Genomic DNA, 16,385 nt, shown 5'->3' on the forward strand with positions numbered 1-16,385 from the left:
TGATCCTATAACAAGTCTGTCTCGATAGCCGTTAGCGCTTCAGCGCTTACGGATATCGAGCGTCGAGTGCGAGGCACTCGACGTACTGCGGTTGAAGTACCGCGTATGTGTGAGATACAGCTCACAACCTAAATTACTGCTTCTTCCCAGATTGGTTGCGCTGCGAAGCAACGCAACAACCCTCTTTGCCTGATGACCATAGCGAGTCGGTCCCACCCCTTCCCATCCCGAACAGGACCGTGAAACGACTCTACGCCGATGATAGTGCGGATTCCCGTGTGAAAGTAGGTAATCGTCAGGCTCCCTCAAGCCAGAAACCCCCGCCCGAACAGGCGGGGGTTTTTGCATTTCGGCGTCCAAAAAACATGCTGGATGGCGAACTCTATGTGAGGCGGGGCGTAGAAAGCGTCATTAGACCGCCCGGTCGGACTGATCGAACTCAGGCATTTCTCCGCCGCAACTTCGCTTGTCACCACCGACAGTTCAATCCCATCGGCCACACGCACAGCGAACCATCTTGCTGCTTTCACTACCCATCAGACCGTGATCCGCAAGATCGGAAAAAACCTTCCCGGAACGACGCTGGATTCCTTTTCGCCGATCTTTTCAGCACCGAGCGTCAGATAGAACGGCACAGCATTGGGATCCGCTTCGATCACAAAGCTTTTGATTCCTCTCGCGGCGGCCTCAGTCCGAACTGCTTCCCACAGCGCACGGGCGACACCCCGGCCCATATGATCGGGATGAACGAACAACCATCCGGGTGTCGGTCGACCAGAATCCACTGATCGGTCGGGACTGTGAACACCAGATCGTCGTCCAGCAGCGCCTCGAGCGCTTCGACGTCGTTGGCGAGCATCGCCGCGCGAAGTGCGGTTTCGCAGGGTTCGATGACGGTACGGATCGCATCCATGTCAGGCCTCGCATCATTTCGGAGGGGTAGCGGTACGGCGACAAACGCAGCCTACCGCGCATTCGGCAACGACTGACGCCGCACCAGCATCACCAGGCAGATGCCGATCGACGCGATGAGGTTGACGGCCGGATAGAACGCGACCGCGACACTCCACGTGCTCAATGCCAGCAACGCCAGTGCGTACTTGAGCACGCACAGCGCGAAATAGGCGAGGCTCTCGCTCCACGGATCGCGGATCGTCTTGCGCACGGTCGGACCAAGGCCGGCAAGCTCGATCAGCGTGACCAGACAGATCGACACCGTCGGATCGTCGGTCAGCATCCACAGCGGAATGGCCGACAGTGCCGCGCACAGGAACAGCCAGTCGAGGCCCGTCCAGCCGCGCTCACCGCGAAACAGGCTGGCGATCAGCGTCAGAAAGCACGTGAGGGCAATCGCCGCCGTGCACCACGCGGACGGCCCCGCGCCCGCGACGAACTGGCCAGCGGCCGCGATCGCCGTGACGACCGACCACACGAGCCACGTGAACAGATGCGGGCGAATGGTGCGCCGGTAGATCGCGAGCGCGTAAGGAATCGCTGCCAGCAACGACACGGCCGTTCCGATCACGCCGAAGATCGAAGCGGCGCTCCCATCGACATTCACCATCCGCGCAACCTCGTTCAGACTGGCCGACCAGTATGTGGTCTGACGGATCGGGGTGCAACGTCATACGCGCGCTGCGGTGCGGTGAGCGTCATGCAGATTCGCACCGGAACGTGCAAGAAATCCAATCCAATCCAAACAAACGGCACCCTGACTGCGATGCTGCAGGCAAACCCACGGCGCATCGGCGCCTGCTTGACGTCAGCAATCGAACATCCGCAGGCGCTCGGCGTGTGCTTCGAGCCCGTCGAGCCCGAGATAGTGGCTGAGCTTGCCGGCGCGAACCTTGCGGATGTCGGCCTTCAACTCGTCCAGCAGTTTGTCGCTCGCGGTGCGGTAGGCAACTGCCGTATCGACGCCATGGGCCGACAGCGCCGCGCCGATCAGCCGTGCGCTATCGGTGCCGCCGCCCGCGACGCAACGCGCCATTGCGTCGGCATCCGGCCGCACGCCGGCTTCAAGCAGCATGCGCATCAGCTTGACCGGTACGGCGCCGGACACGGATGCCAGCGCATCGGGCACGACTGGCGCGCCCGCGGCGAGCAACGCGGCGGCTGCGGAAAACTTCTGGCGTCGCAACGCGTAATCCGTCGGGATCGAACTGCCCGCGAGCGCCACGCCAAGATCGGCGACGATAGGCGCCAGTCGCGCGACGAGTGCCGCATCGTCGTGATCGATCGCATGGCGTAATGCGTGCCGTGCGAGTACCGGCTGCATCCCGAGTGTGCCGTCGGCGAGCGGCGTGCGCCAGTCGATCACCGCTTGTCGATAGAACGCGATCAGCTTGTCGGCCAGCGGGGGCGGCAGGCCATGATCGTCGCGGCGTTCATCGACGTATTCGAGCAGCGCGACACCGGTGCCTGGTTCGCCGCCGGGCGCCAGCGGATCGGCATGAAGCTGCAGCGCGCCGAATGCTGCGTACAGATCGGGCGCGATCGTCGCGAGACCGTCCTCGTGCATCGCGCCGCGCCACGCGGGCGGCAACCCTTGTTTCCATGCAAGCACATGGCCATAGTCGTGTGCGCCGGGCTCCGTCACGACGTAGATGCGGTCGCAATATTCGAAGCCGCCGAACGGCAGCGCATCGATTTTGCCGTTCCACGTGCGCGCGTTCTCTTCCGCGGCTTCTTCGGCCAGTTCGAGTTCGTGGTCGATCCAGCCCTGCAGGTCGCGGTAACCGTCGCTGCCGTTGTAGAACAGTTCGCTCCAGCTGATGGCTTCGACATTGCCGTTCATCTCCAGCGTCAGGTCGTAGTCGAGGCTGCCGCCGGCCGTGATGCGCCACAACTCGAGCAACGGGAGCGGAATATCGCCGTGACAGCAGGCCTGCACGGCCGCGATCTGGTCAGGCGCCATCGGCGGCTGTGCGTCGAAGATCACGCGGCCGGCAAACAGCACGATACCGTGCGCGCGCAGATCGGCCAGTTCGGTGTCGGAAAAGGAGGTGGCTTGCATCGGAGCGTGAGCGGTGAGGGTTGATCGGTGTTCGCCGCGGTCCGGGGACAATGGACGGCAGCCGCAAGTTTGCATCGTATCAGCGGTGCGGGGCGAGACGCTCCGTGCTTGCACGCCATTCAAGACTCCGCGTTCGCCACATGCACGTCGCGCCGAAATGCACCGGGGCTCGTGCCCGTCCATTTCCGGAACGCGCGATGAAACGCGCTTGGCTCGGTGAAGCCGAGCTCGGCCGCGATCTCCGCGACGCTGAGCGCGCGCCCGCGCAGCAGCGACTGGGCCAGCGCACCGCGCAACTCGTCCTTGATCGCCGCGAAGCTTTGCCCTTCGCTGCGCAAACGCCGCCGCAGCGTCGCGGGCGTCGTGTCGAGGCGTACGGCCAGCGTATCGAAGTCGGGCCACTCGGCGGCCGGCAGCGCTTTTAGATATGCGCGCGTCTTCGCAACCCAGCCCGTGTCGTGCCGGTAGCGCACGAGCAGGTTGCCGGGCGCGCCGCGCAGGAAGGTCTTCAGCGCCTGCTCCGAACGGATCGTCGGCAGCGCGAGATAGGCCGCGTTGAATGTGAGCCGGCTGTCGGGCCGGTCGAAATGCACGGGGACGCCGAAGAACTGGTGATAGTCGCTGCGCTGGCCGGGGCTGGAGCACGCAAAATCGATGCGCTGCAGCGGGATGCGCCGGCCGATCAGCCAGCACGCGACGCCGAGCAGGATGAGCCAGAACGTCCGGTACGCGAACGCCGGGTACGGCGAACCCGATTGCGCCAGCACGATCTGCGCGTGCCCGTCGGCTACGATGAGCTCGCCGTGCGGCTCGTCGAGCACGACCCGGAGAAACTGCAGCGCGCGCCGCAGCGCCTTGTCGAGCGTGCCGGCATGCAGCACCGCGTGGCACAGCAGCGTGAAACTGCCGCGCCGCATCGGACGCGCGGCGAGCCCGAAGAATTCGTCGTCCAGGGTGCCCGCGATCGCGAGCCACAGGCGGCCGTACTGCTGCGGCGTGACGGACTCGCGCACGACGGCCGGCAGCCCGGCGGTGCGCAGCACGGGCGCCGTCGGCAGGTCGTGCCGGCGCAGGCACGCGAGCGCATCGTCGACGAAATCCGGCGAAATCATCTGCGGCCCCATTTTCCTGCGTCCCCCCGACATGGCAAAAGCGATCACGATTCTAGATTCCGTTTGTCATTGATTGCAATGTAGCGGCTGTCTACTATCGATGTATCCCCGTCGCGCCCCTGGCTCGCCGGTGACCATAACGAACAGGAGACACGCATGCCTGAAGGAGCTACCGCGCAGCCGGTGCCGGCTTACGCCGACGCCGTGGCCCGGTTCAGTATCGAGACAGCCGCCGCGCAACTGAGCGGCGACCTGGAGCGCGGCTTGAACGCGTGCGTCGAATGCTGCGACCGGCACGCGAAGTCGGACGCGATCGCGCTCGACTGGATCGACGCCGGCGGGCAGCATCACCGCTTCACGTTCGCGCAGATGCAGGCGTTGTCGGCTCGGGTCGCGAACCTGCTCGTCGCGCAGGGCGTGCAGCCGGGCGACGTGGTGGCCGGGCTGCTGCCGCGCACGCCGGAGCTCGTCGCGACGATCCTCGGCACGTGGCGCGCGGGCGCCGTGTATCAGCCGCTGTTCACAGCATTCGGCCCGAAGGCGATCGAGCACCGGTTGCGGATGAGCGACGCGCGGCTGATCGTGACCAACGTGGCGAATCGCGCGAAGCTCGACGAAATTGCCGATTGCCCGCCGGTGGCGACGGTGCGCGAAGCAGGCGAGACGCTGCCGGCGCACGACATCGATTTCCGCGCGGCGCTCGACGCGCGGTCCGATACGTTCGAGCCCGTGCTGCGCAAGGGGTCGGACCTGTTCATGATGATGTCGACGTCGGGCGCGACGGGCTTGCCGAAGGGCGTACCGGTGCCGCTGTACGCATTGCTCGCGTTCGGCGCGTACATGCGCGAAGCGGTCGATCTGCGCGCCACTGACCGGTTCTGGAATATCGCCGACCCGGGTTGGGCGTACGGTCTCTATTACGCGATCACCGGCCCGCTTCTCCTCGGCCATGCGACGACGCTCTACGAGGGCAGCTTCACGGTCGACAGCACGTATGACGTGATCGAGCGTCTCGGCATCACGAGCCTTGCGGGTTCTCCAACCGCGTTCCGGATGCTGATGGCGGCGGGGACGGAAGCGGCCGCGCGCATGAAGGGCCAGCTGCGCGTGGTGAGCAGCGCGGGCGAACCGCTGAATCCGGAAGTCGTGCGCTGGTTCCACGCGGCGCTCGGCGCGCCGATCCACGATCACTACGGCCAGACCGAACTGGGAATGGTCGTGAACAACCATCACGGCCTTGCGCACGTGGTGCACGTCGGTTCCGCCGGCTTCGCGATGCCGGGCTACCGTGTCGCGGTACTCGACGAAGCGGGCCGCGAGCTCGGGCCCGGCGAGCCCGGCAACCTCGCGATCGACATCGCGCGCTCGCCGCTGCTGTGGTTCCGCGGCTACTGGCAGCAGGACACGCCGGCGATAGCGGGCGGTTACTACCGGACCGGCGACAACGTCGAGTTGGAACCGGACGGCGCCGTGAGCTTCATCGGCCGCGCGGACGACGTGATCACGTCGTCCGGTTACCGGATCGGCCCGTTCGACGTGGAGAGCGCGCTGATCGAGCATCCGGCCGTCAGCGAGGCCGCCGTGATCGGCGTGCCCGACCCGGAGCGCACGGAAATCGTGAAGGCGTTCGTCGTCCTGTCGAAAGGGTTCGACGGCACGCCCGGACTGGCCGAGGAATTGAGTCTGCACGTGAAGCGGCGGCTGTCCGCTCACGCTTATCCGCGCGCGATCGACTTCGTCGACGCGCTGCCGAAAACCCCGAGCGGCAAGATCCAGCGCTTCGTGTTGCGCAAGATGGAAGCCGAGAAGATCGCTCAACCCTGAATACGGACTGCGAATGAATATCAAGGATCGTGTTTTTCTGATTACGGGCGCCGGTTCCGGCCTCGGCGCCGCGGTGGCGCGCATGGTCGTCGCGCAAGGCGGCAAAGCCGTGCTGCTGGACGTCAACGACGAGGCGGGGGCGCGTCTCGCCAGCGAACTCGGCGCGGCCGCGCGCTTCGTCAAGACCGACGTGACGAGCGAAGCCGACGCTCAGGCGGCCGTCACGGCCGCGCGCGACGCGTATGGCCGCGTCGATGTGCTCGTCAATTGCGCCGGCGTCGCACCGGGCGAGAAGGTCGTCGGCCGCGACGGCCCGCATTCGCTCGACCGCTTCGCACGCGCGGTATCGATCAACCTCGTCGGCACGTTCAACATGATCCGGCTGGCCGCCGAAGCGATGTCGAAGCAGGACGCCGACGCGGAAGGCGAGCGCGGCGTGATCGTCAACACCGCGTCGGTCGCGGCGTTCGACGGGCAGATCGGACAGGCCGCATACGCGGCGTCAAAGAGCGGCGTGGTCGGCATGACGCTGCCGATCGCGCGCGAGCTCGCGCGCTTCGGTATTCGCGTCGTGACGGTCGCGCCCGGCATCTTCGCGACGCCGATGATGGCCGGCATGCCGCAGGACGTGCAGGACGCGCTCGGCAAGAGCGTGCCGTTCCCGCCGCGGCTCGGCCGCCCGGAAGAATTTGCGGCGCTGGTGCGCCACATCGCCGAAAACACGATGCTGAACGGCGAAGTCATCCGTCTCGATGGCGCGTTGCGCATGGCGCCGCGCTGACACTGGAGGAAGCGAATCATGACGACTCAGGATCCGATCGTAATCGTGGGTGCGGCGCGCACGCCGATGGGTGGTTTTCAGGGCGATCTGGCGGCAGCCAGCGCCAGCGACCTCGGCGCGGTGGCGATTCGCGCGGCGCTCGAACGCGCGAACGTGCCGGCCGAACGCATCGATGAAATCGTGTTCGGCTGCGTGCTGCCAGCCGGCCAGGGCCAGGCGCCCGCGCGCCAGGCCGCGCTGAAGGCCGGGCTGCCGCTCGCGGCGGGCGCGACGACGGTCAACAAGATGTGCGGTTCCGGGATGAAGGCGGCGATGTTCGCGCACGATCTGCTGCTGGCGGGTTCGGCGGGCGTGGCCGTGGCGGGCGGGATGGAGAGCATGACGAATGCGCCGTACTTGCTGCCGAAGGCGCGCGCGGGCATGCGCATGGGGCACGGGCAGGTGCTCGACCACATGTTCCTCGACGGGCTCGAGGATGCGTATGAAAAAGGCCGCCTGATGGGCACGTTCGCCGAGGATTGCGCGCAGGCTTACCAGTTCACGCGCGAAGCGCAGGATGCGTTCGCGATTGCGTCGCTGACGCGGGCGCAGCGCGCGATCGCGGAAGGGCATTTCGTGTCGGAGATCGCGCCGGTGACCGTGAAGGCCGGCAAGACGGAAAGCGTCGTGTCGATCGACGAGCAGCCGGGCAAGGCGAAACTCGACAAGATCCCGACGTTGAAGCCGGCGTTCCGCGAAGGCGGCACGGTGACGGCCGCGAACGCATCGTCGATCTCGGACGGCGCGGCCGCGCTCGTGATGATGCGCCGCTCGGAAGCCGAGCGCCTCGGCCTCACGCCGAAGGCCGTGATCGTCGGGCATTCGACTTATGCGGACAAGCCCGGGCTGTTCGCGACCGCGCCGATCGGCGCGCTGCGCAAGCTGTCGGAGAAAACCGGCTGGAACCTGCGCGACGTCGATCTGTTCGAGATCAACGAAGCGTTCGCGGTGGTGCCGATGGCCGCGATGCGAGATCTCGATCTGCCGCACGAGAAGGTGAACGTGCACGGCGGCGCGTGCGCGCTCGGGCATCCGATCGGCGCATCGGGCGCGCGCGTGATGGTGACGCTGCTGGCCGCGCTCGACACGTATGGCCTGAAGCGCGGCATCGCATCGCTGTGCATCGGCGGCGGTGAAGCGACGGCCATTGCGATCGAGCGCATCGCGTAATACGTTGCCGCAACACGTCGCTTTACGCACGCGCGAACGCGGCATCACGGGCGGCGCGTATCGCACGGGACATCCCCGTGTGGTGCTCGCCGCCCGTTTTTAATTCGGCGGATCGTCGTGTCGCGCTACGGCTTCGCGTTCGGCGACACCGCGCCGCACGCACGAATCACGAGCTGCACGACCTGCTCGGTCTTTTCGTCGAACGCCTTCTTCGTGAACGCGCGCTTGCCGCTCAGCGCGCGAATCTGCGCATCGAAATCCGCATAGTGCTGCGTGGTCGCCCAGATCAGGTACATCAGTGCATGCGGGTCGATCGGCGCGAGCAGCCCGCTCGCGATCCAGCCTTCGATCACCTTCACGCGGGTGTCGAACCACGGCTTCACACGTTGCGACAGGATGTCCTGCATGTGCTCCGCGCCGTGAATGATCTCGTTGGCCCACACCTTCGAGCCGAGCGGGCGCCGCTGCGACAGCGCCATCTTCGCGCGCACGTAGCCGCCGATCGCCTCCACCGGATCGTCGCCGGCCTCGAACGAGCCGGCCGCGCGATGCCAGTCCTCGAACAGGTCGTCGAGGACGCGTCGGTACAGCGCGAGCTTGGTCGGGAAGTAGTAGTGCACATTCGCCTTCGGCAGGCCGGCGCGCTCCGCGATCATCGCGGTGCTGGCGCCGGCGAGCCCGCGTTCCGCGAATACGGCCTCCGCGCACGCGAGCAGGTGCGCTTCGTTGGACTCGCGAATGTGCGCCTTGCGTCGCCGCAAAGGCGCCGGCGTTTCGTCCCGGTCGGTGGCTTCGATCGTCACCTCGTCATGTCTCATCGTTACCCTCGCGCGGCGGCCATGCCGCGTTGGGCTTCATTCTAGCCGCTGATTCGCGTCGCGCGCACGCACGTGAATGCCGCCACGCCGCGGCGATGCTGCGTTGCGATGGCACGTTTCTCGCTCCCGTGCGTTGCGCAAGAAAGACGTTGCGCTGCGCATTTTGATCGTCTAAAACCTGTCCAATCGGACAGGATTTGACGCATTTCGCGAACCGACCGAGCATGCACCGCATCCGGGCGGCGCGCCCCGAAACAGGTCTCGCATGCACCGGCACAGACCGGGCTGACGACATCACCGACCCCACAGGAGCGATACGAATGAGCGCGGTATCGGAAACAGTGAAGCGGGCAGCTTTCGACACGTCGATCAAGGTCGACGGCAGGCGGCTGTGGGACAGCCTGATGGAAGTCGCGAAAATCGGCGCGACGCCGAAGGGTGGCGTATGTCGCCTCGCGCTGACCGATCTCGACAAGGCCGGCCGCGACCTGATCGTCGGCTGGGCGAAGGCCGCCGGCTGCACGGTGACGGTCGATACGATGGGCAACGTGTTCATGCGTCGTGCGGGCCGCGTGGCCGACGCGGCGCCGGTCGTCACGGGCTCGCACGCGGATTCGCAGCCCACCGGCGGGCGCTTCGACGGCATCTACGGCGTGCTCGGCGGCCTCGAGGTGATTCGCAGTCTGAACGATCACGGCATCGAGACCGAGCATCCGGTCGAGGTCGTGATCTGGACCAACGAGGAGGGGTCGCGCTTCGCGCCGGCGATGGTCGCATCGGGTGTGTTCGCGGGCGTGTTCACGCTCGACTACGGGCTGTCGCGCAAGGACGTCGACGGCAAGACGATCGGCGAGGAACTGGCGCGCATCGGCTACGCGGGCGACGTGCCGTGCGGCGGGCGCAAGCTGCACGCGGCGTTCGAACTGCATATCGAGCAGGGGCCGATTCTCGAAGCGGAGTGCAAGACGATCGGCGTCGTGACCGACGCGCAGGGGCAGCGCTGGTACGAGATCACGTTCACCGGCCAGGAAGCGCACGCGGGGCCGACGCCGATGCCGCGCCGTCGCGACGCGCTGCTCGGCGCGTCGCGGGTGGTCGATCTCGTCAACCGGATCGGCCTCGATCATGCGCCGTTCGGTTGCGCGACGGTCGGCATGATGCAAGTCCACCCGAACTCGCGCAACGTGATTCCCGGCCGCGTGTTCTTTACCGTCGATTTCCGTCATCCGGACGACGCCGTGCTCGCGAAGATGGACGCGGCGCTGCGCGATGGCGTCGCGCGCATCGCGGGCGACATCGGGCTCGACACCGAACTCGAGCAGATTTTCTACTACAAGCCCGTCGCGTTCGACCCCGCCTGCGTGGCGGCCGTACGTGATGCGGCCGACCGCTTCGGCTACTCGCATCGCGACATCGTGTCGGGGGCGGGCCACGACGCGTGCTATCTGGCGCAGGTCGCGCCGACGTCGATGGTGTTCGTGCCATGTATCGACGGCATCAGCCACAACGAGATCGAGGACGCGACGCCCGCATGGATCGAGGCCGGCGCGAACGTGCTGCTGCACGCGATGCTGTCGCGTGCGTGCGAGCCGGCTTCATGACCGACCGGACATAGCGCAGCAGGCAGGCTGCGCGTCGCCTGACCGTAGCACCCCGAAGCATGACCGCCCCGACTGTGCATCCGCAGCCGGCGGGGACGGCTTTGTCTCCACCCAGTCGAAGGAACGCGTATGACCACCCAGCCAACCGGCGATATCGCCGCGCATCGCCTGTCGTCCACGCAACTCTCGTGCGAATTCGCCGATATCGCGCCGCTGCTCGATCCGACCGCCGCGGCGGCTGCCGCCAGCCGCTGCCATTACTGCTACGACGCGCCCTGCGTGCACGCGTGCCCGACGCAGATCGACATCCCGAGCTTCATCCGCAAGATCGGCAACGGCAACCTGAAAGGCGCGGCGATGGATATCCTGTCCGCGAATCCGCTCGGCGGGATGTGCGCGCGCGTGTGCCCGACCGAGATCCTGTGCGAAGGCGCATGCGTGCGCAACCATCAGGATGCGCAACCGGTCGCGATCGGCGCGTTGCAGCGGCACGCAACCGACTGGGCGATGCAGACCGGTGCGGTGCAGTTCCGGCGCGCACCCGAGACCGGCCGCCATGTGGCGGTGGTCGGCGCGGGGCCGGCCGGGCTCGCCTGTGCGCACCGGCTCGCGCTCGCCGGGCACCGCGTCACGCTGTTCGACGCGCGGCCGAAGGCCGGTGGACTCAACGAATACGGGATCGCCGCGTACAAGACCGTCGACGATTTCGCGCAGCGTGAAGTCGAGTGGCTGCTGTCGGTGGGCGGCATCACGCTGGAAACGGGTATGGCGCTCGGACGCGACGTAACGCTCGACGCGCTACGCGAGCAACACGACGCGGTATTCCTGGCGATGGGGCTCGGCGGTGTGCGCGCGCTCGCGATCGACGGCGAGCAACTGGGCGGCGTGATGAACGCGGTCGACTTCATCGAGCAGGTGCGGCAGGCGGACGGATTGGAGAACGTGCCGGTCGGACGGCGCGTGGTCGTGATCGGTGGCGGCAACACGGCGATCGATGCGGCGGTGCAGAGCCGCAAGCTCGGCGCCGAGCGCGTGACGATGGTGTACCGGCGCGGCGTGGACGCGATGAGCGCGACGTGGGCCGAGCGCGAGTTCGCGCAGAAGAGCGGCGTCACGCTCGTCACGCACGCGAGGCCGGTGCGTATCGCAGGTACGGACGGGCAGGTCACGGGCGTCGAGTTCGAGGTCGCGTCGGGCGAGCGTTTCACCATCGACGCGGACATGGTGCTGAAGGCGATCGGCCAGACGCTCGTGCCGGACGGCATCGCGGCGGAATTGCTGACCGCGGACGGTTCGCGTATCGCGGTCGATGCGGACGGGCGCACGGCGCTGCAGGACGTGTGGGCCGGTGGCGACTGCGCGGCGACGGACGGCATCGACCTCACGGTGCAGGCCGTGCAGGACGGCAAGCGCGCGGCCGCGTCGATCGACGCGACGCTCGCCGCGCGCGACGCGAAGGCGGCCTGAACGCGCGACGCACCGCACGCACACCGAACACGACCCCATTCTCACGGAGCCGAACATGGCCGATCTTCGCTGCACCATCGCAGGCATTACTTCGCCGAATCCCTTTTGGCTCGCGTCCGCGCCGCCGACCGACAAGGCCTACAACGTCAATCGCGCGTTCGAGGCGGGCTGGGGCGGTGTCGTCTGGAAGACGCTCGGGCTCGATCCGCACGTCGTCAACGTCAGTTCGCGCTACGGTGCGGTGCAGTGGAACGGCCAGCGCATCGCGGGGCTGAACAACATCGAGCTGATCACCGACCGTCCGCTCGACGTGAACCTGAGAGAGATCGCGCAGGTGAAGCGCGACTGGCCGGACCGCGCGTTGATCGTGTCGCTGATGGTGCCGTGCAACGAGCGCGACTGGAAATGGATTCTGCCGCTCGTCGAGGATACCGGCGCCGACGCGGTCGAACTCAACTTCGGCTGCCCGCACGGGATGAGCGAGCGCGGGATGGGCGCGGCGGTCGGGCAGGTGCCCGAATACGTCGAGATGGTCACGCGCTGGGTGAAGGAAGGCACGAAGCTGCCGTGCCTCGTGAAGCTCACGCCGAACATCAGCGATATCCGGATGGGCTCGCGCGCCGCATACAAGGGCGGCGCGGACGGCGTGTCGCTGATCAACACGATCAACTCGATCGTCGCGGTCGATCTCGACCAGATGGCGCCGATGCCGACCGTCGACGGCAAGGGCACGCACGGCGGCTATTGCGGGCCGGCGGTCAAGCCGATCGCGCTGAACATGGTCGCGGAGATCGCACGCGATCCGGAAACGCCGAACCTGCCAATCTCGGGCATCGGCGGCATCTCGTCATGGCGCGACGCGGCCGAGTTCATGGTGCTCGGCGCCGGTAGCGTGCAGGTGTGCACCGCCGCGATGCATTACGGGTTCCGGATCGTGTCGGATCTCGCCGACGGCCTGTCGAACTGGATGGACGAGAAGGGCTACGCGACGCTCGACGACATTCGCGGCCGCGCGGTGCCGAACGTGACCGACTGGAAATACCTGAACCTGAAGTACGACATCAAGGCGCGCATCGACCAGGACCGCTGCATCCAGTGCGGGCTGTGCCATATCGCGTGCGAGGACACGTCGCATCAGGCGATCACGGCGACGAAGGATGGCGTGCGGCATTTCGAAGTGATCGATTCGGAGTGCGTCGGGTGCAATCTTTGCATGCATGTGTGTCCGGTCGAGCAATGCATCACGATGGAGCGCGTCGACGCGGGCGACTACGCGAACTGGACCACGCATCCGAACAATCCGGCGAGCGCGGAGGCGGGGGCGAGTGCAGGCGCCGCGGCACCCGAGAAGCACGCGAAGAAGGCTGCCTGACCGGCGTCCGGCGATGCGGGGCATCCTGCACCGCCGCCTTTCGTTCCACCCGGGCCGGCATCGCACGATGCCGGCGTTGACGTTTTCGTGGAGTGTGTTCGATGAATCACGCAGCGATTCCCGCCGATCCCGATAGCGCCGCGGCGCACGGCGGCAGCCTGTACAACGACGACCTCGCGCCGACGACGCCGGCGCAGCGCACGTGGAAGTGGTACCACTTCGCGGCGCTGTGGGTCGGGATGGTGATGAACATCGCGTCGTACATGCTCGCGGCCGGGCTGATCCAGGAAGGCATGTCGCCGTGGCAGGCGGTGATGACGGTGCTGCTCGGCAACCTCATCGTACTCGTGCCGATGCTGCTGATCGGCCATGCGGGCGCGAAGCACGGGATTCCGTACGCGGTGCTCGTGCGCGCGTCGTTCGGCACGCAGGGCGCGAAGCTGCCGGCGCTGCTGCGCGCGATCGTCGCCTGCGGCTGGTATGGCATCCAGACCTGGCTCGGCGGCAGCGCGATCTACACGCTGCTGAACATCCTGACCGGCAACGCGCTGCACGGCGCTGCGCTGCCGCTCGTCGGCATCTCGTTCGGGCAGCTCGCGTGCTTTCTCGTGTTCTGGGTGCTGCAGCTGTACTTCATCTGGCACGGCACCGATTCGATCCGCTGGCTCGAAAGCTGGTCCGCGCCGATCAAGGTCGTGATGTGCGTGGCGCTCGTCTGGTGGGCGACGTCGAAGGCGGGCGGGTTCGGCTCGATGCTGTCGGCGCCGTCGCAGTTCGCGGCGGGCGGCAAGAAGGCCGGGCTCTTCTGGGCGACCTTCTGGCCGGGCCTGACCGCGATGGTCGGCTTCTGGGCGACGCTCGCGCTGAATATTCCCGACTTCACGCGCTTCGCGCATTCGCAGCGCGACCAGGTGATCGGCCAGTCGATCGGGCTGCCGCTGCCGATGGCGCTGCTGTCGGTGGTGTCGGTCGTCGTCACGTCGGCGACCGTCGTGATCTACGGCAACGCGATCTGGGATCCGATCGACCTGACGAGCCGGATGACCGGCATCGGCGTGGGCATCGCGCTCGTGATCCTCACGCTCGATACGATGTGCTGCAACCTCGCCGCGAATCTCGTCGGTCCTGCCTACGATTTTTCGAGCCTGTGGCCGAAGGCGATCTCGTACCGCGCGGGCGGGATGATCACCGCGACGATCGCGATCGTGATGATGCCGTGGAAGATCCTCGCGACGACGGACGGCTATATCTTCACCTGGCTCGTCGGTTATTCGGCGCTGCTCGGGCCGGTCGCGGGCATCCTGATGGTCGACTACTTCCTGATTCGCGGCACGCAGCTCGACACGCGCGCGCTGTTCGACGAGGGCGGCGACTTCAGCTACGCGCGCGGCTGGAACCCGGCCGCGCTGGTCGCGCTCGCGGTCGGCGTGCTGCCGAATTTGCCGGGTTTCCTGCATACGGCGTTTCCGGCGTCGTTTCCGAACGTGCCGGCGTTCTTCAACACGCTTTACACGTACGCGTGGTTCGTCGGCCTCGTGCTGGCGTCCGGCGTGTACGGCACCTGGATGAAGTGGCGCGCCGGACCGCGCGCGCAGATCGCGAGCGCATGACGCGCGGGCCGGATGCGACTCGCGCGCGGCATGCGGCACACCGACAGTCAACGAGGAGGCAACGAAATGGCAATCCTGATTCGTGGCGGCACCGTGGTCGATGCGGACCGCTCCTATCGCGCGGACGTGCTCTGCGCGGATCCGCAGGACGGCGGCACGATCCTGCAGATTGCGGAGCAGATCGACGCGCCGGCCGGCGCAACCGTCGTCGACGCGCACGACCAGTACGTGATGCCGGGCGGCATCGATCCGCATACGCACATGGAACTGCCGTTCATGGGCACGACCGCGAGCGACGATTTCTATTCGGGCACCGCTGCCGGGTTGTCGGGCGGCACGACGAGCATCATCGATTTCGTGATTCCGAGCCCGAAGCAGCCGCTGATGGAAGCATTCCGCGAATGGCGCGGCTGGGCCGAGAAGGCGGCTTCCGATTACGGTTTCCACGTGGCCGTGACGTGGTGGGACGACAGCGTGCACCGCGACATGGGCACGCTCGTGCGCGAGCATGGCGTCTCGAGCTTCAAGCACTTCATGGCGTACAAGAACGCGATTATGGCCGACGACGAAGTCCTCGTGAACAGCTTCACGCGTTCGCTCGAACTCGGCGCGCTGCCGACCGTGCACGCGGAGAACGGCGAGCTCGTGTTCCAGCTGCAAAAGGCGCTGCTCGCGCGCGGGATCACGGGGCCGGAGGCGCATCCGCTGTCGCGGCCGCCGGAGGTGGAAGGCGAGGCCGCGAACCGCGCGATCCGCATCGCGCAGGTGCTCGGTGTGCCCGTGTATATCGTGCACGTGTCGGCGAAGGACGCGGTGGACGTGATCACGCGCGCGCGCAGCGAAGGGCTGCGCGTGTTCGGCGAAGTGCTGCCGGGCCACCTCGTGATCGACGAGGCCGTCTATCGCGATCCGGACTGGACGCGCGCGGCGGCCCACGTGATGAGCCCGCCGTTCCGCTCGGCCGAGCATCGCGAGGCGCTGTGGCGCGGGCTGCAGTCGGGACAGCTGCATACGACGGCGACCGATCACTGCGTGTTCTGCGCATCGCAGAAGGCGATGGGCCGCGAGGATTTCACGAAGATCCCGAACGGTTGCGGCGGCGTCGAGGATCGCATGTCGGTGCTGTGGCATCACGGCGTGAACCACGGCCGCATCACGCCGAACGAGTTCGTGCGGATTACGTCGACCAATGCCGCGCAGATCTTCAACCTGTATCCGCGCAAGGGCGCGGTGCAGGTCGGCGCCGATGCCGATCTCGTCGTGTGGGACCCGGCCGCGACGAAGACGATCTCGGTGAAGACGCATCATCAGCAGGTCGACTTCAACGTGTTCGAGGGGATGACGGTGCAGGGCGTCGCGACGCACACGCTCACGCGCGGCGCACTCGCGTGGGCCGACGGCGAATTGCGCGCGGTGCGCGGCGCGGGCCGCTATCTGAAGCGTCCGCCGGCGGCCGGGTATTACGAGGCCGCGCGGATCGCGAACCGGCTGCGTGAGCCGCATCCGGTCGAGCGCGCGGGCTGAACGACGCGTATCGTGCGGGGCGTGTCCGTTCCGACGGCGCGCCCCGCGCGT

The 16,385-nt window shown here is 66.9% G+C and carries 12 protein-coding genes, 1 rRNA gene and 2 pseudogenes; 9 read left to right on the forward strand and 6 right to left on the reverse strand.

Going from position 1 to position 16,385, the window contains the following annotated elements:
• The first annotated feature begins 188 nt into the window (after positions 1–188).
• A 5S ribosomal RNA gene (rrf, locus tag A9Z05_RS25675) occupies positions 189–301 on the forward strand.
• Between the two features lie 235 nt (positions 302–536).
• Here the strand turns inward: rrf and A9Z05_RS25680 are convergent.
• From A9Z05_RS25680 to A9Z05_RS25700, 5 genes and pseudogenes are all read right to left on the reverse strand, one after another.
• Positions 537–788 (reverse strand): annotated as a pseudogene (locus A9Z05_RS25680) (GNAT family N-acetyltransferase); the annotation flags it as partial.
• A pseudogene (locus tag A9Z05_RS36455) lies at positions 779–913 on the reverse strand (DUF4440 domain-containing protein); the annotation flags it as partial. The pseudogenes A9Z05_RS36455 and A9Z05_RS25680, both read right to left, overlap by 10 nt.
• Before the next feature lie 51 nt (positions 914–964).
• Positions 965–1,564, reverse strand: coding sequence for a hypothetical protein (locus A9Z05_RS25690; protein WP_069620571.1), 600 nt, complete (start codon positions 1,562–1,564; stop codon positions 965–967).
• A 198-nt stretch (positions 1,565–1,762) separates the two neighbouring features.
• Positions 1,763–3,016: a hypothetical protein gene (locus A9Z05_RS25695; RefSeq protein ID WP_069620572.1), complete on the reverse strand. Its 1,254-nt coding sequence runs from the start codon at positions 3,014–3,016 to the stop codon at positions 1,763–1,765.
• A 119-nt stretch (positions 3,017–3,135) separates the two neighbouring features.
• A complete protein-coding gene (locus A9Z05_RS25700; RefSeq protein ID WP_069620573.1) occupies positions 3,136–4,140 on the reverse strand; it encodes an AraC family transcriptional regulator in 1,005 nt (334 codons plus the stop codon).
• Between the two features lie 144 nt (positions 4,141–4,284).
• Here A9Z05_RS25700 and A9Z05_RS25705 point away from each other — a divergent pair, with 144 nt between their 5' ends.
• The 3 genes from A9Z05_RS25705 to A9Z05_RS25715 are packed head-to-tail and all read left to right on the forward strand — an operon-like array spanning position 4,285 to position 7,942.
• A complete protein-coding gene (locus tag A9Z05_RS25705) occupies positions 4,285–5,952 on the forward strand; it encodes an acyl-CoA synthetase (protein ID WP_069620574.1) in 1,668 nt (555 codons plus the stop codon).
• Positions 5,953–5,965: 13 nt separating this feature from the next.
• Positions 5,966–6,733: a 3-hydroxyacyl-CoA dehydrogenase gene (locus A9Z05_RS25710; protein ID WP_069620575.1), complete on the forward strand. Its 768-nt coding sequence runs from the start codon at positions 5,966–5,968 to the stop codon at positions 6,731–6,733.
• 18 nt (positions 6,734–6,751) lie between these two features.
• On the forward strand, positions 6,752–7,942 hold the full coding sequence (locus A9Z05_RS25715; RefSeq protein WP_069620576.1) for an acetyl-CoA C-acetyltransferase: 1,191 nt from the start codon (positions 6,752–6,754) through the stop codon (positions 7,940–7,942).
• A 125-nt stretch (positions 7,943–8,067) separates the two neighbouring features.
• On the opposite strand, the gene A9Z05_RS25720 is transcribed toward A9Z05_RS25715, so the two are convergent.
• Positions 8,068–8,760 (reverse strand): TetR/AcrR family transcriptional regulator, encoded by a 693-nt coding sequence (locus tag A9Z05_RS25720; protein WP_069620577.1) that lies wholly within the window; start codon positions 8,758–8,760, stop codon positions 8,068–8,070.
• 320 nt (positions 8,761–9,080) lie between these two features.
• Between A9Z05_RS25720 and A9Z05_RS25725 the strand changes: the two genes are divergently transcribed.
• The 5 genes from A9Z05_RS25725 (at position 9,081) to hydA (ending at position 16,334) form a co-directional block, all read left to right on the forward strand.
• Positions 9,081–10,361, forward strand: a complete 1,281-nt coding sequence (locus tag A9Z05_RS25725) for a Zn-dependent hydrolase (RefSeq protein ID WP_069620578.1) — start codon at positions 9,081–9,083, stop codon at positions 10,359–10,361.
• 129 nt (positions 10,362–10,490) lie between these two features.
• On the forward strand, positions 10,491–11,828 hold the full coding sequence (locus A9Z05_RS25730; protein WP_069620579.1) for an NAD(P)-dependent oxidoreductase: 1,338 nt from the start codon (positions 10,491–10,493) through the stop codon (positions 11,826–11,828).
• Positions 11,829–11,883: 55 nt separating this feature from the next.
• Positions 11,884–13,200, forward strand: a complete 1,317-nt coding sequence (gene preA, locus A9Z05_RS25735; RefSeq protein WP_069620580.1) for an NAD-dependent dihydropyrimidine dehydrogenase subunit PreA — start codon at positions 11,884–11,886, stop codon at positions 13,198–13,200.
• A gap of 101 nt (positions 13,201–13,301) precedes the next feature.
• Entirely contained in the window at positions 13,302–14,810 is a 1,509-nt protein-coding gene (locus A9Z05_RS25740; RefSeq protein WP_069620581.1) for an NCS1 family nucleobase:cation symporter-1, read from the forward strand.
• Positions 14,811–14,876: 66 nt separating this feature from the next.
• Positions 14,877–16,334 carry a dihydropyrimidinase gene (gene hydA, locus A9Z05_RS25745; RefSeq protein WP_069620582.1) on the forward strand — a complete coding sequence of 486 codons (1,458 nt, stop codon included), beginning with the start codon at positions 14,877–14,879 and terminating at the stop codon, positions 16,332–16,334.
• Positions 16,335–16,385 lie beyond the last annotated feature (51 nt).

It is taken from the genome of Burkholderia sp. A2 (assembly GCF_001729305.1).
Classification (GTDB): Bacteria; Pseudomonadota; Gammaproteobacteria; order Burkholderiales; family Burkholderiaceae; genus Burkholderia; species Burkholderia sola.

What these genes read in the sequence shown, in the direction of transcription:
- A9Z05_RS25710 (WP_069620575.1), top strand. Translation starts at nt 5,966, where the DNA reads ATGAATATCAAGGATCGTGTTTTTCTGATTACGGGCGCCGGTTCCGGC.
- A9Z05_RS25730 (WP_069620579.1), top strand. Translation starts at nt 10,491, where the DNA reads ATGACCACCCAGCCAACCGGCGATATCGCCGCGCATCGCCTGTCGTCC.
- preA (WP_069620580.1), top strand. Translation starts at nt 11,884, where the DNA reads ATGGCCGATCTTCGCTGCACCATCGCAGGCATTACTTCGCCGAATCCC.
- A9Z05_RS25725 (WP_069620578.1), top strand. Translation starts at nt 9,081, where the DNA reads ATGAGCGCGGTATCGGAAACAGTGAAGCGGGCAGCTTTCGACACGTCG.
- A9Z05_RS25705 (WP_069620574.1), top strand. Translation starts at nt 4,285, where the DNA reads ATGCCTGAAGGAGCTACCGCGCAGCCGGTGCCGGCTTACGCCGACGCC.
- A9Z05_RS25715 (WP_069620576.1), top strand. Translation starts at nt 6,752, where the DNA reads ATGACGACTCAGGATCCGATCGTAATCGTGGGTGCGGCGCGCACGCCG.
- A9Z05_RS25695 (WP_069620572.1), bottom strand. Translation starts at nt 3,016, where the DNA reads ATGCAAGCCACCTCCTTTTCCGACACCGAACTGGCCGATCTGCGCGCG.
- A9Z05_RS25700 (WP_069620573.1), bottom strand. Translation starts at nt 4,140, where the DNA reads ATGGGGCCGCAGATGATTTCGCCGGATTTCGTCGACGATGCGCTCGCG.
- A9Z05_RS25690 (WP_069620571.1), bottom strand. Translation starts at nt 1,564, where the DNA reads ATGGTGAATGTCGATGGGAGCGCCGCTTCGATCTTCGGCGTGATCGGA.
- A9Z05_RS25740 (WP_069620581.1), top strand. Translation starts at nt 13,302, where the DNA reads ATGAATCACGCAGCGATTCCCGCCGATCCCGATAGCGCCGCGGCGCAC.
- hydA (WP_069620582.1), top strand. Translation starts at nt 14,877, where the DNA reads ATGGCAATCCTGATTCGTGGCGGCACCGTGGTCGATGCGGACCGCTCC.
- A9Z05_RS25720 (WP_069620577.1), bottom strand. Translation starts at nt 8,760, where the DNA reads ATGAGACATGACGAGGTGACGATCGAAGCCACCGACCGGGACGAAACG.